Annotated in this window: 12 protein-coding genes, 1 pseudogene and 1 other annotated feature; of the genes and pseudogenes, 8 read left to right on the top strand and 5 right to left on the bottom strand. The window is 52.8% G+C overall.

Going from position 1 to position 22180, the window contains the following annotated elements; translation table 11 throughout:
* Nucleotides 1-18: 18 nt before the first annotated feature.
* The 5 genes and pseudogenes from R50912_RS08920 to R50912_RS08940 form a co-directional block, all read left to right on the top strand.
* The gene (locus tag R50912_RS08920) at nt 19-294 is read left to right on the top strand and encodes an HPr family phosphocarrier protein (protein WP_039309348.1); all 276 of its coding nucleotides are present in this window, start codon (nt 19-21) and stop codon (nt 292-294) included.
* Complete coding sequence (gene ptsP, locus R50912_RS08925; protein ID WP_042234094.1) at nt 287-1999, top strand: phosphoenolpyruvate--protein phosphotransferase; 1713 nt, start codon at nt 287-289, stop codon at nt 1997-1999. Before R50912_RS08920 ends, ptsP begins: the two co-directional genes overlap by 8 nt.
* Nucleotides 2000-2180: 181 nt before the next feature.
* Complete coding sequence (locus R50912_RS08930) at nt 2181-3422, top strand: MFS transporter (protein ID WP_231637809.1); 1242 nt, start codon at nt 2181-2183, stop codon at nt 3420-3422.
* Between the two features lie 328 nt (nt 3423-3750).
* On the top strand, nt 3751-6153 hold the full coding sequence (gene pulA / locus R50912_RS08935; RefSeq protein WP_042234097.1) for a type I pullulanase: 2403 nt from the start codon (nt 3751-3753) through the stop codon (nt 6151-6153).
* Between the two features lie 69 nt (nt 6154-6222).
* Nucleotides 6223-6648 (top strand): annotated as a pseudogene (locus tag R50912_RS08940) (alpha/beta hydrolase fold domain-containing protein); the annotation flags it as partial.
* A gap of 71 nt (nt 6649-6719) precedes the next feature.
* Here R50912_RS08940 and R50912_RS33195 read toward each other — a convergent pair.
* From R50912_RS33195 to R50912_RS08965, 5 genes are all read right to left on the bottom strand, one after another.
* Complete coding sequence (locus R50912_RS33195; protein WP_052416136.1) at nt 6720-8324, bottom strand: diguanylate cyclase domain-containing protein; 1605 nt, start codon at nt 8322-8324, stop codon at nt 6720-6722.
* Between the two features lie 565 nt (nt 8325-8889).
* Nucleotides 8890-10062, bottom strand: a complete 1173-nt coding sequence (locus R50912_RS08950) for an ABC transporter permease (RefSeq protein ID WP_042234098.1) — start codon at nt 10060-10062, stop codon at nt 8890-8892.
* Complete coding sequence (locus R50912_RS08955; RefSeq protein ID WP_042234100.1) at nt 10059-10760, bottom strand: ABC transporter ATP-binding protein; 702 nt, start codon at nt 10758-10760, stop codon at nt 10059-10061. The genes R50912_RS08950 and R50912_RS08955 overlap by 4 nt, the downstream gene beginning before the upstream one ends.
* Nucleotides 10757-12265 carry an efflux RND transporter periplasmic adaptor subunit gene (locus R50912_RS08960; protein WP_042234101.1) on the bottom strand — a complete coding sequence of 503 codons (1509 nt, stop codon included), beginning with the start codon at nt 12263-12265 and terminating at the stop codon, nt 10757-10759. Before R50912_RS08960 ends, R50912_RS08955 begins: the two co-directional genes overlap by 4 nt.
* 62 nt (nt 12266-12327) lie before the next feature.
* A complete protein-coding gene (locus R50912_RS08965) occupies nt 12328-14979 on the bottom strand; it encodes a hypothetical protein (RefSeq protein WP_052416138.1) in 2652 nt (883 codons plus the stop codon).
* Between the two features lie 272 nt (nt 14980-15251).
* Nucleotides 15252-15539 (top strand) — a binding site (T-box leader).
* A gap of 59 nt (nt 15540-15598) precedes the next feature.
* Between R50912_RS08965 and pheS the strand changes: the two genes are divergently transcribed.
* The 3 genes from pheS (at nt 15599) to R50912_RS08980 (ending at nt 21791) form a co-directional block, all read left to right on the top strand.
* Nucleotides 15599-16633, top strand: a complete 1035-nt coding sequence (gene pheS, locus R50912_RS08970; protein ID WP_042234103.1) for a phenylalanine--tRNA ligase subunit alpha — start codon at nt 15599-15601, stop codon at nt 16631-16633.
* Nucleotides 16634-16978: 345 nt separating this feature from the next.
* Nucleotides 16979-19423, top strand: coding sequence for a phenylalanine--tRNA ligase subunit beta (gene pheT / locus R50912_RS08975; RefSeq protein WP_042234105.1), 2445 nt, complete (start codon nt 16979-16981; stop codon nt 19421-19423).
* A 196-nt stretch (nt 19424-19619) separates the two neighbouring features.
* Nucleotides 19620-21791: a cell division protein ZapA gene (locus R50912_RS08980; protein WP_042234108.1), complete on the top strand. Its 2172-nt coding sequence runs from the start codon at nt 19620-19622 to the stop codon at nt 21789-21791.
* The last annotated feature ends 389 nt before the right edge of the window (nt 21792-22180 follow it).

The following is a 22180-nucleotide window of genomic DNA, read 5'->3' on the forward strand; positions in this document are numbered from 1 at the left end:
AGCGAGTTGGATATTATTATGCAAACAACTTTCAGAATCATTGACGAAGATGGAATTCACGCACGCCCGGCAACAGCGCTGGTAAATACAGCTACAAAATTCAAAGGCACTGAGGCTTTTGCGGAAGCCAAAGGCAAAAAAGTAACTCTTAAATCCATCTTGGGCGTTCTGTCCCTGGGCCTTGAAGCAGGAGATACCCTGACCCTTATTACTGAAGGCAGTGAAGAAGCTGAAGCCCTCAGCGCACTGCAGGAAATTATGGTTAAAGAAGGGCTGGGAGAAGTTCATGAGTAAAATTTCAGGAATCGCGGCTTCCGCAGGTATTGCAGTAGCCCGTGCCTTTATCCTGGAACATCCGGACTACACCATTACCAGAACAGCGGTCACGGATGTGGACGCTGAGCTTGCGAAGCTGAATGATGCACTGGATAAATCCAGAGGCGAACTGCAGAGCATCAAAGAGCGCACACTGGCAGAGCTTGGCGAGAAAAAAGCAGAGATCTTCGAATCTCATCTGCTGATTCTTGATGATCCCGAGCTGATTACGCCTGTAATGGATAAAATCCGCGAGGAATCGGTAAATGCGGACTATGCCCTAAATGAAGTAGCCACCCAGTTTGTAGAAATGTTCCAGAACATGAAGAGCGCGTACCTGCAGGAACGTGCAGCCGATATGCGTGACGTAACCAAGCGCGTACTGAACCACCTGCTCGGCATTCACTATGTGAGTCCGGCAGAAATCAGTGAAGAGGTTATCGTGATTGCACTGGATCTGACACCTTCTGATACGGCACAGCTTAACCGGAATTTCGTTAAAGGCTTCACAACCAATATCGGCGGACGTACTTCCCATTCCGCGATTATGGCCCGTTCCCTGGAAATTCCGGCTGTAGTAGGCACTAAGAACGTATTGTCTCTCGTCAAAGCAGGGGATCTGATCATCGTTGACGGTCTGAACGGCGATGTGCTGATCAACCCGACAGAGGCTGAAGTCGCTGAATACACCGCGAAGCAGGAAGCTTATAATCTGCAGATTGCCGAGTGGAAGAAGCTGCGTGATGAACCAACTGTATCGGCTGACGGCAAGCATGTAGAGCTGGCTGCCAATATCGGTACACCGAATGATGTAACGGGTGTAATTGAGAACGGCGGCGAAGGCGTAGGCTTGTACCGTACTGAATTCCTGTATATGGGCCGCGACAAGCTGCCTTCCGAAGAAATTCAGTACAATGCCTACCGCAGCGTGCTTGAGAACATGCAAGGTAAGCCGGTAGTTGTGCGTACACTGGATATCGGCGGTGACAAAGAGCTGCCGTATCTGGATCTGCCGAAGGAAATGAATCCGTTCCTCGGCTTCCGTGCGATCCGTCTGTGTCTGGACCGTCAGGATATCTTCCGCACCCAGCTGCGTGCCCTGCTCAGAGCCAGTGCCCACGGTGACCTGCGGATTATGTTCCCGATGATCGCGACGCTCGGCGAATTCCGTGCAGCCCGTGATCTGCTGCTGGAAGAGAAGGCCAAGCTGCGTGAAGAAGGCAAAGAAGTATCCGATAACATCCAGCTGGGCATCATGGTTGAGATTCCTTCGACCGCAGTACTGGCTGACCAGTTCGCCAAAGAAGTGGATTTCTTCAGTATTGGTACGAATGACCTTATCCAATATACAATGGCTGCGGACCGTATGAATGAACGGGTATCCTATCTGTATCAGCCATACAACCCGGCAATTCTCCGTCTGGTCAAAATCGTCATTGATGCAGCACACGCCGAAGGCAAGTGGACCGGCATGTGTGGTGAAATGGCCGGCGATGCTACAGCGATTCCGCTGCTGCTCGGCCTTGGCCTGGATGAATTCAGCATGAGTGCAACCTCCATTCTGCCGGCTCGCAGCCAGATTGCCAAGCTGTCTGCTGCAGATATGAAGGAAATGGCTGCCCAGGCGCTGCAGCTCGGCACTGCCGAGGAAGTAGCGGCACTTGTGCAAAGCCGTGTGAATTAATTCGTTTTTGGTTTTCTGTTTGAGGCAGTTCCACTTTTCCAACTACTTTAGCCGGTCTCCGATACAGGAGGCCGGTTTTTTTTGAATTGTGATCATGCATCCACTTCAGCAAGAACGGAACCGCCCTTTCCGGCAGCATTATATATAATAAGTCCATCACTTCCGAAGGGTGGAATTATTTTTGCAGAAATTCAGTGCCTCGCAGCTTTATATGTTCATGGTGTTTATGATGTCATTAGCGGGCAGCACCATATTTACAACCTACAGCATTTATTATGTTACTGAGCTAGGGTTAAATCCGTTTCAGCTCGTACTGGTTGGAACGGTTCTAGAGATAACAGTGTTAGTGTTCGAAGGTATAACAGGTGTTGTAGCAGATACAAACAGCCGTAAGCTGTCGGTTATTATCGGAATGTTCGTGCTGGGAAGTGCTTTTGTATTGGAAGGGTGTATTGTCTGGATGATGTACCCGGCCTCCATGGTGCCTGCATTTGCCTGGCTGCTTATGTCCCAGATGCTGTATGGCATCGGCTGGACGTTTGTCAGCGGGGCGGACACGGCCTGGATTGTAGACGAGCTGGATAAGGAGCAGACGGGGGCGATTTTTATGCGTTCCAAAGTATTTGCGCTAAGTGCATCTCTGCTGGGCATTGCTGTCAGTGTAGGATTATCACTGCTTGCGCCGAATATGCCGTTTCTGGCAGGAGGCGCTGTCTATTTCATACTTGGGCTGGTATTAATCCGTTATATGAAGGAAACGGGCTTTATCCGGCGGGAGCGTGAGCCGCACTCCTCACCAGTCCGTGAACTGGGCAAGACCTGGGTAAGCGGCGTATCCGTACTCAGACATCACCCCCTGCTTCTGCTGCTGACCGTTGTAACATTATTTAACGGGGCTGCGTCTGAAGGGTATGACCGCCTGTGGCAAATCCACCTCATCGATGAAATCGGCTTCCCGGATGCCTCCGTGTCAATGGCGGTATGGTTCGGCCTGATCAGTGCAGCGGCAACAATTTTTGGGATACTGGCCGTGCGTTTTGCCGGGAAAAGAATGGATCTGCTCCTGGAACGAAGGATCTCTGCCGCATTGTTCATACTGACCTGTATCCGCATGGGCTGCATTCTGCTGCTTGCGCTTGCGCCGAATTTCACGGCCGCGATCTTTGCAGTGCTTCTCCTGGGGGTGGCCGGTTCCGTGAGCGATCCTATCTATACTACCTGGCTGAACTCGAAGCTTCCAAGCCGGAACCGGGCCACAGTCCTGTCGATGATTAGTCAATCGGATGCACTCGGCCAGTCCGCAGGCGGTCCGGTTGTTGGTTATATAGGCAGCCGTATCTCGATCAGGGCCTCCATTCTGGCTGCCGGATTCCTGCTGCTTCCAATTCTGGCGTTGTTCGGAAAGGTCATGCGTAAACGCTAAAAGAAGCAAAACAACATTTAACAGTTGTTATTTGGCAGTAGGACAAGTATACTTCCGGGTAGATTCGCAGCGACCACCTCATGAGCTTAAATACCCGGGACTTCATGCCGATATAGGATATAGCAAGCAGATGCTATTCTACCCCGTAACCCAAACCTGTGAACATAATGTTACATATTATAAGATGAACCGTGAGTAAGAATTCTCAGCAATACCCGCTTGCAGAGCTGTGCAAGTATTAGTTTGGTGATATATGGAAATAGCTTGGTTGTAATAGAGTGATCAGTTTTCGGCCGGATGGCAGAGAGCATTAGGATGGTGAATAGAAATGAGCAGCAATTATATAAATGCAGAATCAGTAATGGAGACCTATGAAGGCAAAGACCTTGGATTAACGTATTCTGCGGAGTACAGTATGTTTAAAGTCTGGGCACCGACTGCGTTTGCAGTATCGCTGGTGCTGTATGCTACCGGCGGGAATGGCATATCAGCCGGCCATACCGGAGATTACAAGGACAGTGGCAGGATTATCAACATGCAGCGCTCAGACGGCGGGGTCTGGGAAGTCAGGGTTTCCGGTGATCTTAAGGGTAAGTATTATATGTACCGGGCTGTATTTGCGGACGGAAGCATCAATGAAGCTGCAGACCCCTATGCAACGGCTGTATCGGCTAATGGTCTGCGGACGGCGATCATCGATTTGCAGGATACGAATCCGGCTGGTTGGGATCAGGATACTTCCCCTGTACTGGCGCATCCGGCCGATGCTGTAATCTATGAGCTGCATGTACGTGATTTCTCGGCTCATGAGAGCTCGGGTCTTACCCATAAGGGGAAATTCAAGGCGTTCACTGAGATGGGGCTGCGGGATGCTGCGGGTCATGCACTGGGCATAGATCATCTGGCTGAGCTGGGGATTACGCATGTGCATCTGCTGCCGGTATTCGACTTCCAGACGGTGGATGAGCTGAAGGCTCCCGGTGAAGCACCGCTGTCTCCGCTATTCACAGACTACAACTGGGGCTATGACCCCCAGCACTATAATGTGCCTGAAGGCTCGTACAGCACAGACCCAGCCAGTCCGCCTACCCGTATCCGTGAGTTCAAGGAGATGGTGCAGGCCCTGCACAGCCGTGGTATCTCTGTCATTATGGATGTGGTCTACAACCATACGTATTCTTTAGAAAAAGGACCCTTCCAGCCGCTTGTACCGGATTATTACTACCGCCATGACTATAGCGGCCGGCTCTCCAACGGATCGGGTGTCGGTAATGAGCTGGCGACAGAACAGCCGATGGTCCGCAAATATATTAAAGACTCCTTGACCTACTGGGCATCAGAGTATCATATCGACGGTTTCCGCTTTGATCTGATGGGATTAATGGACAGTGTGACCATGCGCGAGATCACGGAAGAGCTGCGGCTGGAGATTAATCCGAATCTGCTGCTCTACGGTGAGCCCTGGACAGGCGGAGACTCTCCGCTTGCCACCAAGACCCTGAAGGGTGTGCAGCGCGGGAAAGGTTATGCCGTCTTCAATGATAACTTCCGCTCTGCCCTCAAGGGAGACAGTGACGGCTGGGGCAAGGGCTTCACTACCGGAGAATACGGTAAAGAAGGTGCGGTTGCTTCCGGGATCAAGGGAGCCATACATGAGTTCACCGATTCGCCTGTAGAGACAGTGAACTATGTTACGGCACATGATAATCTCAATCTGTGGGACAAAATTCTCGCTACCCAGGGATTACGCCAGGAAGCGCGTTTACTGGAGCTTGAGAATGGCAGGCTGCGGGGCGGCGGGGATCTGGAAACCGCTGTGGAGCAGGCTGATCCGTATTTCGCGATTGATACCCTGGATGTGCTGGAGAATGAGACTGTACGGCGTTCTCTGCTGGCTAACGGGATTATCCTGACCTCGCAGGGAATACCGTTCCTGCACGCCGGAGATGAGCTTCTGCGCAGCAAATACGGTGACCATAACAGCTACCGCAGTCCGGACTGCATCAATGCCATCCGCTGGGAGAACAAGAAGAAGTTCCTTCCCGTATATCAATATTACAAAGGTCTGATTGAGCTGCGGCGGGGACATCCGGCTTTCCGGCTGCATGGACGTCAGGAGATTGAGCGCAGTCTTGAGTTCCTGCGCTGTGACAGCGGAGTCATTGCCTATGTGCTGAAGAATCATGCCGGCGGCGATGTATGGAATAATATTGTAGTGATTTACAATGCAAATATGGAACCGGTAACCCAGTGTCTGCCTGAATCCTCCGGCTGCTGGAATATCGTTGTTGATCATACTCATGCTGGAGCGGAAGCTTTCCGGCAGACGGAGAACGGCAATGTTGAAATTGCCGGATTGTCGATGATGGTGCTCTACGATAAATACGGCGAGCCTGAACCGAGATCGAAGGTAGTGGAAGTTCATTATGAACGGCCGGACGGCGATTACCGGGGCTGGAATCTCTGGGTATGGGGTACAGGCATTCAGGATGGACAACGGGACTTCCAGCACATGGAGGACGGTCACGCAGTAGCGCGGATCGAGGTGCTGCCAGGCACAGCGTCTATCGGGTACATCCTCCGGCTGAATGACTGGGAGGAGAAGGACGGTACCGGAGACCGCTTCATCGACTGCTCCGGCAGCGAGGAGCAGGTGTTGAAAGTAACCGTACGGGAACGTAAGCTGGAGCACGACGGTGAGGCGGCTGATCCGCTGCAGCGAACCAGTTAGATAGAATAAGAGCTGATCTGTTCCGTCCCCCGGGGGAAGGACAGGTCAGCTCTTTTTATAAGGCACACCGGCCCTCCGATTATGTTTCAAATGCCCCTCTATCCGATGCTTGACGATCAGCTCCTTACAAGGTCCAGTAACGAAATAACAGATGACAGAGTATGGAACAGAGCCAAAAGCCAATTGGCTTGGGAAATGTACTTAGGAGAACAAGGCCAAGAATCCCCGTATGCCGCTCCGGCACGGGCAGACGATTTGTCAGGACTTCCGCCCACATACACCTGCGTCGGTGACTTAGATCCGTTTCGCGATGAAACCATTCAGTATGTGTTAAGGCTCACGCAGGCGGGTGTGCCGACTGAATTTCATTTGTACCCCGGATGTTTTCATGGGTTTGAAGAATACTTTCCTTCTGCGGAGATCAGCCAAAGAGTTGTGAAAGAATATTGCACGGCTTTAAAACATGCCTTATACAAAATACAAATGAACAGCTGATTTCTTCAGCATAACAGATAGAGGGGGCGCATTCGCTAAGGAATGCGCCCCCTCTATCTGAATGGCTTAGGCTATTTCGGCTGGCGAGTGTATTCTTCATCCACATTCTCGCTGTACAGATTGGCCTCATTGCCGCCATGATTCTTGGAGCGGTACATGGCCAGATCAGCGGCGCGGAGCAGATCATTGATGCTGCTGCCATGCTGCGGATAGAGGGCTACACCAATGCTGGCAGAAGTATGGAAGCTGGAGCCTTTGTTGACCGACCAGGATTTATTGAACAGCTGGAGCAGACGCGCCAGCATTTCATCGAGCATTTCCGGACTTGTGAACCGGTGCAACACCACCGCAAATTCATCACCGCCGATGCGGAACGCCTGGCCTGAGCCCTTAACGGTCTGCTGCAGCTCCCGTGAGAGCAACTGCAGGAATTCATCCCCTGCCAGATGCCCCAGCGTATCATTCAGCTGCTTGAACCGGTCGCAATCCAGCAGGGCTACGGCAATCTCCTGCCGGCGCTCCTCCGGCTGGTTAATCAGATTTTCCATGTACATTTTGAAATGGGCCCGGTTGGGAATGGCAGTCAAATGATCATAGAAGGCCAGCTTGTGCAGCCGTTCCTCATATTGCTTGCGCTGGGTAATCTCACGCGATACCAGCATGAATTGTGCAGGGAAAGCCCGGCTTCCCGGAATAGGTGTGACTTTGGTCTCGAGCCATACCCAGTGCCCTTCTGCCGAACGCATACGCAGCTCGGAAATCCGCGGTGAAGCCTGAACTACACTCTTCAGCTTGGCCCAGGAAATCTCGGCTTCGCGGATATAATTGGAGAGAGGGGCGCCCTTGCTTGGAACATACCCAAGTACACTTGAATGAGATGGGGATGCGTACAGGATCAGGCCATTGTGATCGGTCAAAATAATGAAATCGGACATGGTTTCGCCGATCAGCTGGTATAGTGATTTCTCTTCCAGCATTTCATTCTGCAATGATATGAGTCTGCGGCAGAGATAAATGATAACCAGGACAAGCAGGAACAGGAATACTGAATAGACGGCGAACAGCGAGCTTTTCAGATTCTTGAACTCTAGAATAACCTGCCGGGCATAGCTGTCGATCAGATCCTCGGCGGTATCCAGCGTCCCCCTTACCTCGGTGAGCTGGGTATGTACGGCCAGCGGGGAGTAGGCCGCAGGGTTCCAATCACTCTGGACCCGCTGCGAGATCAGTCCCCTTCCGTTATCCTTCCAGAGCTTAAGTGAGGTCTCGAACTGCTCCAGCTCGCTTCCCAGCTCATCCAGCAGCAGCTCACTCTGCTTCATTCCACTGTATGGACTCTCTACAGAATCCAGATTATAACGGGCAGTGCTGACCCGCTGCTGCGCCTGGGCATTATTGTCCTCGAACTCCTGAGAGAGCACACTGCGCTGCGCATCCGTTATATTGCCGCTGAGGGAAGTCTGGAGCGCGATGGCAGACTGATGCAGATCACGGTCGGCATTCAGCACAAGCTCGGAGTTCTGGTATACATCACTGTATAAGGAATCCGATAGTTTATTCATCGTATAATTCAGATATAACAGGGAGGCAACACTGATGCCAACCAGAATTACGGAGATGGAGGTGAATAATAGGATTAATCTGCGTGTACTTGTGATCTCGGAAAAAACTGCCACTGTCATCCTCTCCCCGCATAGAACTTTACGAATCTCATTGGTGTACCTTGGGTGCATGCGGAACTTATCCTTATGCGGCAAATGGCTGTTTGCTGGCAGATAAAGAGAGATTATGTTAGCGAGTCCTAAAAGCAGGGGAAGAAGGAGGGAAATGAAAGAAAAAATCCCGGTTTAACCGCGGTTTCTTTTCACCAGTATATAGGACTACCTTCATAGAGAGCAATTGCTGAAAAAAATAATAAGCCTCATCATCTCCTGCTGCCGGATCTACGGGTCGTCAAGCGAACCGGGAAACCGGGAAGGAAATTGCTTGAGACATATGACGTGCTACTTTTACGAAGATATATGTATAACTAACTACTATAAGTATTCTACCCTTGAGACCTATTACCCACATTTATTGCAAACGATACCCCTCCCGGGATTAATTAAAAGTTAATTTTGCTGAAACGGCTTAGTTTACCCGGAAAGGGTGGATGAAACAGGAAAATCCGCCAGCCTCAACCAATCTGAGACGGACGGATAGAGTAAATATGATATAACCAGGCTCGTTAATACAGGAAGGCTACTCGGTTCGCAGCGCGTAGATTGGCCGCATTCTGGCTGCCTTGTTAGCCGGGATCATTCCGAAGACAACCCCGATGATCAGGGAGAATGTGAAGGAGATCAGGACCATGTTCCAGGATGTCGCCACATTCATGGTTGTATATTTCCCCACGGCCCAGCTGGCACCAAGCCCCAGCCCGACTCCGATCAGGCCCCCTGTTCCGCTTAAGACTACAGACTCAATCATGAACTGCATCATGATGTTGATTTTTTTGGCCCCGATCGCTTTGCGGATTCCGATCTCCCGCGTCCGCTCGTTAACGGAGACAATCATTATATTCATGATTCCTATGCCGCCGACGAACAGGGATATACCGGCAATGCCGCCAAGTGCCATAGAGAGCGTATCACTGGTCTCGTTCACCGTTTCCAGCATTTCCTGAGAATCGAAGACAGAGTAGGAGTTCTCCGCACCGCTGAATTTGGCATCGAGAGTAGACTCCAGCTCGGTTTTCACATCCTCCACATTATCGTTGGAAGTAGTTGTGATCGTAATGGAGCGGACTCCCTTACTCTGCAGAAACCGTTCAGCGGTTGAGATAGGAATCAGAATCTTCTCGTCGCTGGAGCCGCCGCTGGTTGAGCCTTTGCTCTCCAGCAGACCGACGATCTTGAAGCTGCTTCCATTGAGCTGTACCTTTTGACCTACAGGGTCATCCGTGCCGAACAGATCTTCAGCCGTATCTGTTCCGATCAAGGCTACCTTTTGACGGTACTCTGTATCAATCTCCAGCAGAAACCGTCCGGCTTGCACATGGAAATCCTGGACCTCCTCATAGGCAGGTGTTATCCCTTCAACGGATACTGAAACGTTCTCGGTCCCATTCTTGGCGGTAACATTCCCCGTGATTACAGGAGATACATTCTCCACCCCTTCAATCTCTCCAAGTGCCAGAGCTTCCTCGTAGGTTAAGGAAGTCGTCGCCCCGCGTCCCATAATGTTAACCGTCAGCTGGTTGGTTCCAAGAGAGCTTAAGGATTCCGTAATCTGCGAAGTCGTTCCCTGGCCTACCGAGACTAGGGCGATTACGGAGGATACACCGATAATGATGCCCAGCATCGTGAGGAAGGCTCTGATTTTACTGCTGAGAATACTTTTAAAAGCCATTTTCATGCTCTGATACAGCATCATGAGTGGGACACCTTCCGATCCTCCACGAGATCCCCGTCCTGAATGCGGATGATCCGTTTGGCCTGCTCGGCGATTTCGAGGTCATGCGTGATTAGAATAATGGTATGTCCCTGTTCATTAAGCGCTTTGATCATCTCCAGAACTTCCTTGCCCGTCTTGGAATCAAGCGCACCAGTCGGTTCATCGGCAAGCAGGATAGGAGGGGTGCCGGCAAGGGCGCGGGCGATTGCCACACGCTGCTGCTGGCCCCCCGACAGCTCGGACGGAAGATGATCAATTCTGCTCTCCAGACCCACACTGACCAGAGCATTGCGGGCAATCTCTCGGCGTTCCCGGTGAGACATTCCCCGGTAGATAAGGGGCAGCTCCACATTCTCTACTGCCGATAATTTCGGCAGCAGATTGAAGTTTTGAAAGATAAAGCCGATTTTCTCATTGCGGATCTGGGCCAGCTTGTTGTCGGACAGCTTGCGGATTTCCTGGCCGTCCAGGAAATAATTACCCTCATTCGCGACATCCAGGCACCCCAGCATGTTCATCAGGGTCGACTTGCCCGAGCCTGAGGGTCCGATGATCGCAACAAACTCACCGTATTCGATGTTGAAGGTCAGGTCCTTGAGGATCACCATTGATTCTCCGGCCATTGTATAGCTGTGCTGCATGTTCTGAACCCGGATTAACGGTTCGGAGGTGCTCATCGTCCGCCACCGCCTCCGGAGAAGCCGCCGCCCGTCATTCCGCCGCCAGCGCCGCCGCCAGTGAAGCCGCCGGTCATTCCGCCGCCGAAGCTGCCGCCCATACCGCCTTGCATCTGTGTCTGCTGGGTGGAGGTGTTGCCTGTAGAGATCACAGTTGGAATGATCACTTCATCCCCTTCATTTAAGCCGCTCACGATTTCGATATTGCTCTCGTTATGAATACCTACCTCAACGGCAACCCGTTTCTGGCCGGATGCTGAGCTTGCTGCGGTTCTGCCGCCGGATACGCCGCCCGGGAATTCACCGCCGCCGTAACCGCCGCTGCGCATGCCCCGGACGCCTGTCTGACCTTCTCGGCCTTGCCATTCACCGCTAGGTGGGCCGCCACCCGCATCACCGCTCGGAGCCTGACCGCCTGCCGCATCACCGCTAGGAATCTGGCCGCCCACCGCATCACCGCTCGGAGCCTGACCGCCTGCCGCATCAGAGCTAGGAATCTGGCCGCCCACCGCACCGCCGCTCGGAGCCTGACTGCTTGCCGCACCGCTGTCCGTTGCCGCGGATTCCCCGCCTTCGGTCACAGGCACATTCACGTAATATTTGCCGTTCACTTCGGATACCGCCTCGATCGGCACGGTCAGAATATCATTTTTCTCTTCAATGGTAATCGCGACTTCTGCGGACATGCCGACCAGTACTCCCTTAGAGTCATTCAAGCCTACTGTGACATTGAACAGGGAGACGCCGTTTGAGGAGGTTCCTTCCTTGGCGATATCAATAACCTTGCCGGCAAACTCTTTATCCTCAAGCGCATCCAGCGTAATCGTTGACACCTGATCCAGTTTGATCTGAGGAATATCCAGTTCATCCACCTGTACCGTTACGCTCAAATTAACGTAGTCAGTCATGGTGAACAGCTCTGTACCATTCTGAGCCTGTTCGCCGTCCGTAATATTTACAGCTGTAATCGTTCCGTCGATAGGAGCCGTTAACGGATCTGGCGGAACCATATCCTCATAGATGGCAGCAATGGAATCCTGTTGATCTACAATATCGCTTTTGGCTTTATCAATGGCTGTTTTTGCCGATTCCAGCTCTTCATCTGTAGCATTATTCATCGCGATCGTTTTGTAGTTTTCCTGCTTGTTCGTAAGCTCTGTTTTGAGGTTCTCCAGCGATTTGTTGGCTTCCTTCAGCTTGTCGTCGAAATCGCCCGCCACAAAGGTGATCAGCACATCGCCTTTTTTGACGACATCGCCTTTTTTAACCATGACTGTATCCACTTCACCGGCTTCTTTGGTGCGGATGCTCTCACTGTTGATTGCCGAAACTGAGCCGGAGCCGGAGACACCGACGAGGATATTTCCCTTGGTCACCATAGAAGTATTCATTGGAGCGGCATTGACCTGCGGGTTCTGATCCGGCCACAATACATAGCCCAGAATTCCTGCAATAGCAATAACAACAACGGCTGAGGCGATAATCATTTTCTTCTTCTTTTTCATTCCGATCCTCCATCTTACTCAAATAATATAAGGCCCTGATGTAATAGGTGTACCTGAGAATCTTAAGAACCGCTTGCTTCGGTGCTTCCATTACCTGCGGCCGCTGTAGTGCCGGTATCCGTAGTTGAAGCTGCTTTGGTCACAACATCGATGGAGTAGACCTGTCCGCCAAGCTCTCTCCGCTGGCCTTGGAATTCGTCGTACAGAGTGAGCTTGTAAGTGCCTCCGCTTAAGTTCTTGAACAGTGAGTTGGTAATGGTCGTTGTGTAGGAGCCATAAGTTCCTACTGCCAAATCCGTTCCAAGGGACAGCGTTTTCTCGAAATATTGTCCATACGGGTCAGTGATGTGCAGAATCAGCTTATGGTCGAATGCTCCCATCTGGTAAGTTGTATCCCGCGAGAGATTGTAGTTAAACGCCAATGCAAGACTGGTGGTGCCTGATGTAATAGTGCCTGTGGAATTTGAAATGGCCAGTGTGTAAGGATACAGGGATACAGAAGTCAGGTTGGAAGCAGGTGCAGGCACCACAGGAGCCAGTGTCAGTGCTGATGTATTCACATAAGCTGTAGCCGCAGTTCCGGCTGAAGTCAGCTTACCGTCTGCAATCCCCTGGCTGATATACAGCTGAAGGCCGTTTGTGTCAACGGCAGCCGGTATGTTAGCCCAGAAGGTAACCAGGGTCTTGCCTGCCGGACTCGTGGAACTCTCCGACTGGACCGCAGTTGCCTCGAAATACTGTCCGTCTGCGGTTTTGAATTGTCCATACAGCCGGGAGAGATCAGTCTGCCGGGTTTCTTCACTGTTCATTTCTACTTCACTGTATATGAGGTTATTGCTGGTTCCGCTGTATACAAGGGTTGAACGTTCCTTCACGCTGGCTTTTTTACCGGTCGAAGTAATCTTGAACGATTCACCTGCAGCCAAAGGCGTAATACCGCTGCTAAGCCCGTCCGTAGTGCCAAGGGAGAGGAACTGGGTAGTGCTGGTGCCGGAAATCTCTTGCAGAATAATCTGGGCCTGGCTGAAATCAAGCGTATAGGGCACGCGGGCAAGCACCGAGACCTGCATGCTGGCTCCAGGCGCCAGAACCGTGCCGGTACTCTCCGTGTACAGCTGCGAGGACGAGCTCAAATCCGTCTGATCCACTTTCAGCACACCGGTAAGTGCAGGCAGAGTAATTGTTTTGGAGGAATGGTTGCTGATGCTGACCTTAGCCTGTACGATATCTTCGCTGCCCCATGGCAGACGCTGCAGGGAATTCAGTGTGACGCCGAAGGTGCCGTAGCTGTTGGTAATGCTGTTCTCTGTAGAAATGTGAGTATTGCCTGAAAGGGAATAAGGGATTTTGAAATAGGCTACAGGCAGTATTACTTTACTTGAACTGCTGCTGCTCTCACTGCTGCCGTTGCTGCTGGTGCTGCTGGTGCTACTTGTGGTGGTACTGGTGCTGCTGCCCGCAGGGGCAACCATTTGCAGTTCGAGCGTATCCTGACCCAGTTCAAGCGGAACGCTGGCGGTTAGTTCAATCAGTTTCTCTTCCAGCGGCTTCAAGGTAAGGGAGCTGAACGCAGTCGTTGTTACCGGGAAGGTATAGCCTTCAGCGGATTTGACAGCAAGCTCATACGCAGGTAAAGTCACTGCTTTGGTGCCGGCATTTTTAAGGGTGAGCTGATAACTCCACACGGCGTTGCCATTGTCTGCATGCACACTTGCGTCCGCGAGCTTCATGTCTACAATATTGCTGTTGATGGAGATCTTCTTGGTATAGCCAGCCGCCACGGTGAAATCAGCTGTACCCGCAGCAGGAAGGGAATAGGAGGAGACCGGAAGATAGAGCTTCAGCCCTTCATCCAGCTTGGCGATCTGCAGCGTCATCTTGGTGACGTTCATGTAGGAGGGAATCTCAGTCATATAGTAGAGCGTCTTCTTCTCCTGAGGCTGAATCTTGTATTCAGAGCTGCTGTCATCCAGCGTGAGCGTGAAGGTAGAGCCGCCCGAGGATTTCAGGTACAGGCTGTAGCCCGGGTCTGTAAGCACCTTGGTGCCCAGATTTGTTAAGCTCAGTCCAACCTTGGCATAGACCTTGCCGTTATATTTATAGATTTGCACAGATTCAGCTTTGGTGTTGACCGGAATGCTGCTTAGTTCAACTTTGCGGATCTCACCCTTAAGGGCGGACAGCGAATAGTTAGACGGAACGGTAAAAGTACCTATACGCTGTTCATAATTATCGGAGCTGAAGTTCCAGCCGTACATGTTGACTTTAAGCCCTTTGACCGAGGCGGCTGTTCCGATATTCGCATAATATGTAATGCTGGTGCTCTGCTTCGCAGCTATCTTCTTGGTAGTGCTGTCTGCGGTGACGGGGATTCCCTTGATGATGCTGCCGCCGGTAGTCACAATCTTGGAGAAATAGTTCACCAGATTGACGCTACTGCCAGCATTGTTAGTATAAGTGAGTGTATAGGTGAGAATATTACCTCCGGTTTGGCTCTGAATGCCTACATGGCTCAGCTTCACACTAAGCGTAGTGCCGAGCTTAATCGCGCTGAGACCGGTGAGTGTGGAGACTTCCGTTACTGTGGCCGCTGTTTTGGCAGTGGCTGTACTGGCCGGGGCAGCAAACGCCGTGGTTCCCGCGATCCCCGCGAGTTGACTTGCAGCAAATGTACTGAGTAACAGCAGGACAAATGCCTTTCTTCGTTTAAGCATGAAATTCCCTCCCTGTATAAAAGCCGATACGATCCCAAAGCTGCCGCATTCAAAATAAGGACAGCTAGGCTTTTCTCAATAGGGAAAATATCAAATCCGGCTGAACGTCTGCTGAAAAAAAGCCCTTCAAACGGTGCTGAAGCTTAAAGGAAGCTTAAAGGAAGATAAAAATTAACCTAAAATTGTGCAACTTGTCAAAAGCGCTGTTTTTGCATATAATAAATAGACATATCTTCTGAACTGGAAGATCGAGTGTATTTGACACAATCCGCATAAATGCATTGATGGAGAAAAGTACGCAGTGCCTGGCTTACAGGGAGGAAGCGCCGCAGATTGAGAGCGTTTCTAAGAGAGCAGAGCTGCCGAAGTTCACTCCGGAGCAGTTCCCTGAATTCCACTCAGGTTCGCCTTGAGGGAGACAGTAGGGGATACCGGCCGCAGACCGTTATTTCTGTTAAAGTGAGACAGGTCTCCACCGCACCGAAAGAGGGAATATTGCTCTTAAGGGAAGCGCTGCAGCCGTCTAACAAGGGTGGTACCACGGTCTTTTCGTCCCTTTACCGGGAGGAAAGGCCTTTTTTTGTTGAACAATACGAGATTTAAGGGGGCAGTACAAGGCATGAAAGAGAAATTGGAAGCATTGAAGGCCGAGGCATTGGCGAAGCTGCAGGAGGTAACCGATCCGCAGATTCTGAATGATGTGCGCGTGAAATACCTTGGTAAAAAAGGTGAGCTTACTGAAGTTCTGCGCGGTATGGGCGGGCTCAGCGCAGAGGAACGTCCGGTGATCGGCCAAGTGGCCAACCTGGTACGCAGTGCCATTGAAGAGGTCATCGGCGCGAAGCAGGAGCTCTTCCAGCAGCAGGAAACACAGAACCGTCTGAATGCGGAGAAGGTTGATGTTACATTGCCGGGCCGCGGCCTGCCGCAGGGCGGAGTTCACCCGCTGAGCCGGGTGATCCAGGATATCGAGGATATTTTCATCGGGATGGGCTTCCAGATTGAAGAAGGACCGGAAGTGGAGACAGACTACTTCAACTTCGAAGCCCTTAACCTGCCGAAGAACCATCCGGCCCGTGATATGCAGGATTCCTTCTATATAACGGAAGACATTCTGATGCGCACACAGACTTCTCCGGTGCAGGTCCGCACCATGCAGGCTATGAATGGCGAAGCTCCGGTCAAAATCATCTGTCCGGGCAAAGTGTTCCGCCGCGATGATGACGATGCGACCCATTCCTTCCAGTTCCATCAGATTGAAGGTCTGGTCATCGGCCGTAATATCCGGATGAGCGACCTGAAGGGGACACTGCAGCAGTTCATGAAAGAGATGTTCGGTCCTACGGCCGGCATCCGCCTGCGTCCGAGCTTCTTCCCGTTCACCGAGCCGAGCGTTGAGGTGGATGTAAGCTGCTTCAAATGCGGCGGCGAAGGCTGCCGTCTCTGCAAGCAGAGTGGATGGCTGGAGATCCTTGGTGCAGGTATGGTTCACCCGAATGTGCTGCGGATGGGCGGATACGACCCTGAAGTTTACAGCGGCTTCGCATTCGGTATGGGTGCGGAACGGATCGCGATGCTGAAATACGGAATCGATGACATCCGCTACTTCTACACGAATGATATGGGTTTTGTGAAGCAGTTCAAGGGGATTTAGAGATTTGGCGGGTGTGCGGGGTGCGTGGGATTGGATACTGGCAAGCCGATGACGGCTGTTCTATAGAAATGACTGTAATAGAAGGACCGGAGGGGGATTTTGGAACTGTAGGAGCGTCAGCGTCCGCCTTTGTCACCGGATTTCAACCGCGAAGAGCGGTATAAATAAAGAAATCTGGGGACAACAGCGGCCGGAAGTCCAAATATTCTCTGTAGGAACACTGCTTTACAGGAATTTTAATAGAACGAAGTTGGCATCGTGGCTTGTTTTAGATCCGCTCCCGCGCGCCAAGCATAGGCCGGCATGGAGAGATAAATACATCTGAAACAAAAGGAGTGTGCGAAAATGAAAGTATCAACCGCCTGGCTGGCTGATTATATATCGCTGGACGGGGTGACCGCTGATGAACTTGCGGACAAAATCACTACCGCCGGCATTGAGATTGACGGAGTTGAACGCCGTAACAAAGGGATTTCCGGAATCGTAACCGGCTATGTGAAATCCAAAGAGAAGCATCCGGACGCCGACAAGCTGAACATCTGCATCGTGGATGCCGGACAGGGCGAGGATCTGCAGATTGTCTGCGGTGCCAAGAATGTCGCAGCGGGACAGAAGGTTCCGGTCGCACTGGTTGGCGCTAAGCTGCCCGGACTGGAAATCAAGAAAGCTAAGCTGCGCGGCGTGCTGTCGCAGGGGATGATCTGCTCGGCCAAAGAGCTGGGGCTGAACGACAAGCTGCTGCCCAAAGAGCTGCAGGAAGGTATTCTCGTATTGCCTGAGAATATAGAAGTCGGCCAGGATATCCTCAAGGTGCTTGGCCTGAACGATGAAATCCTGGATTTCGACCTGACGCCTAACCGCTCCGACTGTCTGAGCATGATCGGTGCTGCTTATGAAGTGAGCGCAATTCTGGGCCGTGACCTGCAACTGGCAGATCCAGCGGCAGAGCTTGTGGAAGCAGGCGGACGGGCAGCGGATTCCATCACTGTCAATATTGAAAATGAAGAATACTGCAGCCATTATGCTGTGCGTTATATTGCCGGAGTGAAGACAGCTCCATCCCCGCTCTGGATTCAGAACCGCTTGATGGCGGCCGGGGTACGCCCGATCAATAATATCGTCGATATCACCAACTACGTAATGCTGGAATACGGACAGCCGCTGCATGCGTTTGACGGCGATCAGCTGGCAGGCGGAACGATTGGTGTACGGTTCGCTCATGAAGGTGAGCTGCTGACAACACTTGACGGCCAGGAGCGCAAGCTGGAGCCGCAGATGCTTGTCATCGCTGACGGGTCAGGAGCTATCGGCCTGGCTGGCGTTATGGGCGGATTATCGACTGAGGTTACAGCAAATACCGTCAATATCGTATTGGAATCCGCCAAATTCGACGGCGGGACTGTACGCAAGACCTCGCGTCAGCTGGGTCTGCGTTCTGAAGCTTCCCAGCGCTTCGAGAAGGAAGTCGATCCGAATGCCGTCATTCCTGCACTTAACCGTGCGGCTGCCCTGATCGCCCGCTATGCCGGCGGCTCTGTGCATGAAGGTATTGTTGAGGCAGGCAGTGTCTCTACTGAGGAGAAAGTACTGACCCTGTCGCTGGAGAAGCTGAATCAATATCTGGGTACCGAGCTGTCTTTGCTGGAAGTGAAGACCCTATTCGGCCGTCTGCACTTCAAGTGCGGTGATGCTGCCCAGGGAATCATCGAAGTTCAGGTTCCCACGCGGCGCGGCGACATCAGCTATGATGTGGATCTCATTGAAGAGATTGCCCGCCTGTACGGATATGACAACATCCCGACAACCCTTATTGAAGGAACTACTACACCGGGGGCACTCACCAGAGAGCAGTTCCTGCGCCGTGAGCTCCGCCGCCTGCTGGCCCTTGGCGGGTATCAGGAGGTTATGGGGTATTCCTTCATCCAGCCGGAACAGAGCAAGCTCTTCCCGGCACTTGCGGACGGCAAGCTCTCCGTGAAGCTGGCGATGCCGATGAGTGAGGAACGCAGCGTGCTGCGTACCAGCCTGCTGCCGCAGCTGCTGGACATTGCCCTCTATAACACTAACCGCCGTCAAGGCGATCTGGCGCTGTTCGAAATCGGCAATGTCTTCTTCACCGATGAAGAAGTGCTTACCCGCCAGCCGAACGAGCTGCCGGTACTTGGACTGCTGCTGAGCGGCACACGTGCTGCCAAGCAGTGGAATGTAGCGGCTGAGCCTGTAGATTTCTTCGATCTTAAGGGTGCGCTTGAAACTGTATTTGCCCATCTTGGCCTTACGGACCGCATAATCTATGAAGGGGATGCTCCTGAAGGCTACCATCCGGGACGCTCTGCTTCCGTCTACCTGCTGCAGGCTGAAGGCCGTGATAAGATCGGTACCATCGGACAGCTGCATCCGGAGCTTCAGCGACAGATGGATCTGGAGGATACTTTTGTAGCTGAAGTGCTGCTGCAGCCGCTCTATGATGCGGCGCGCGCCCAATTACAGTACAGTGAGCTTCACCGCTTCCCTGGGATGGAACGGGATATTGCGGTAGTAGTAGACGCAGAGGTTCCTGCAGGGCACCTGATAGCTTCCATCCGTGAACATGGCGGAACACTGCTGCAGAATGTGCAAGTGTTCGATGTCTACACCGGCGGCAAAATGGAAGCTGGAAAGAAGAGCGTAGCCCTCTCGCTGCTGTACCGTCATACGGACCGTACACTTACCGATGAAGAGGTTGTGGAAGTGCATGACAGAGTCGTTTCTGCTCTGGAGCAAACTTTTGGCGCAGAATTAAGAAAATAGCAGGAATTGTGCAAAGCCGCAGCGAATCCATTTAGAAACCGATTCGCTGCGGCTTTGCTGTACCCTTGTGAAGTACAGAGTCCGGTTTAAATCTATGAAATGAACACGTTTTTTTGCCAAAGGTTAAGGAATAACGCTACAATAGCAGTAAGGAAATCAGCTTAGAATCCGCACACATACAAAGGAGGGCACAACTGTGGCTATGGACCGGACTCGTGTCGCCGTGGAGATATACGGAACTTCCTATAAACTTGTCGGAAGCAGCACTGAATATATGAAGCAGGTTGCCCGTTATGTCGATGAGCATATGCGTGCAATATCCAAATCACATTCCAGACTGGATACCCCGCGGATCGCGGTGCTTGCAGCTGTACATATGGCAGAGCAGGCTATCCAGGTTCAGGATTTCAAGAATGAATTGAATATGCTGACCGGTGAACGTACCGAGCTGCGCGTGGAGGTGTCACGCCTTCAGGAGGCGCAGCGCGAACGGCAGGAAGAATACGAGAAGCTTGAAGCGGCCGCCAAGGAAGAAGCGGCACGGCTGATTGCCGCCGTGGAAGAAGAACGCGCAAGGCATCTGGACCTGCAGGAGCAGGAGCGTCAGATGCACGCACAGCTGCTGGAGGAAGAGAAGCAGGCTGCTGCTTCCAGCCGCGGGCAGCTGACAGATGCACTGCAGGCGCGCGAAGCAGAGCTCAAAGCGCTGCGGGAGACTTACGAAGCAGAGCAGGCTGCAAGCCGCGAAGCTGCAAGACAGGAGCTGGAAGCGGCTGAAGCGTTACGGCTGCAGCAGCTTGAAGAGCTGAAGGCTGCTCATCTGCAGGAGCTGGAGCAGCTCCGGGAGACACTGACCCGGGAGAAAGCGGAGACGTTGGCAGGTCTGGAGCAGGAGCTGATCCAGACCCGGGAGTCTATGGGCAGTGAGATTGTTGAGATCCGTACCACCTGGAGCAAGGAGCTCGCCGATACCAAGGCGACGCTCACCAGTGAGCTCAGCGGAGAGCGCGAAGCGCTTGAGAAGGAGCTTGCCAAGAATAAGGAGCTGCGGCAATCCCAGGGGACGCAGGAGCACAGGCACAAGCAGCAGCTTCAGGAGCTGGAGAAGCAGCTTGCTGAGCTGCGCGGCGGAACCGGGCAGCTGCAGTCCCGGCTGCGCGCGGCGGAAGCCGGGCTCAAGGGCGAGCGCGATGCGCGCCTGACGCTGCTTGCGCAGTACGAAGCTGTGCTGAAGCGGGAAGAGCAGCTTGGCGAAGAGCTGCGCCTTGCGGCAGAGCAGGGGCAGCAGCATAGCGCAGAGCTGGAGGAAGTGCGCAAGCGTTACGTGCAGGCGCAGGATGAAGCAGCGGGACTTAACAGTGCGCTGCAGGAAACAGCGGACAAGCTAAGTGCGGCGCTGGAAGAACTGCAGACTGCCAATGAGCTCAGCGGTCTGCTGAATGATGAGCTGGAGGGGTTACGCCAGCGTTATGAGCTGACGCAGGAAGAAGCGTCGTCTCTGCGCAAATCTCTGCGGGAGACGACGGATAATCTAAGCCGGACACAGGCGGAATTTGACCGTACCGCGCTCGAAGCAAGCTCCTGGCAGGAGCTTGCGAACAAGCATATGGAGGATATCGGCGAGCTGGAGATGAACCTTCTGGAAGCCGGCGAGAAATCGGCAGCGCTGCAGCGTGAAGTAGAGACCCTCCGCGGACAGGCGGATGGAATGGTGCAGCAGCTTGACCTGGAGGCCCAGCTTCGTGCTGAGGCGGAGCAGGAAGCTGCCCTTCACCAGGAAGCGGCAGAGGCAGCCCATAAGGAACTGGCGGCGCTGCGCGGCCGCTACGAAGAGCTGATCGCCCAGTATGATGAAATTCTGCAGGATGGCGAACAGCTGAAGGAACGTTATGAGCTGCTGGAAGCCGAAGGCGAGGAAGCTGCGCGGCGTCTGGAAGAGCTGTATGAGGCAGGCCGCGAAGCTGCCGCAGCGGCGGCGGAGCAGCAGGAAGCGCTCCGCGAGACCAGGGAGTACGAAGCTTCATGGAAGCAGAAGTACGAAGAGCTGAAGCAGCGCGAGCAGCAGTGGAGCGAGCAGGAAGCGAAGCTGCGTGAGGAGATTGAGATCTGGCAGCAGGAAGCCGGGGACGCTGAAGCCCAGACGGAATCTGTGAGCCGCTCGCGCAGCGAGACCGTGCAGCAGCTTGGGGAGATCGGCGAGAGCTACGAGCTCGTCCAGGGCCAGCTCCGTCTGGTTCAGGCCCAGTTCGAGCTGCAGCAGGGTGAGCTGGACAAGCTCTCCCAGGAGCACCGCAGCCTGCAGGCGGAATATGCCAAGCTGCAGAGTGAATATAATGAATGGATTCAACTGATCGAACAGGACAGTTGAATGGCGGATGCATTAACGAAAGAGCTGTTTTAAGCAGGAGACTGCTTGGAACGGCTCTTTTGCTTAGTAGGGGAAGTCCAACCGGGTCCACCGGAAGTGGATGATAAGGTGATTCAAAGCAACCTTGATTTCTTCGGAAGCGGACCAAAGGGCGGGCATGAAGAGCCGAAGTACCCTGAATCCGCCAGTAGTGGGCGGTAGGCAGGTAGAGTAGATGAGCCGAATGTATGCGAATAACCGAGTACAATGCGCCTCCGAGAGGGTAGAGGTAGAAGTGCCCCTGAATCCGCCGGAGGTGGACGGTAGAGGGGACTGAGGAAATCATAAATCCCCTTTGACTCTAGCAATAGGCATGTGGAGATAAGTCAAACACTGGTGTGTCGCTTAAA

It is taken from the genome of Paenibacillus sp. FSL R5-0912 (assembly GCF_000758605.1).
GTDB lineage: Bacteria > Bacillota > Bacilli > Paenibacillales > Paenibacillaceae > Paenibacillus_AQ.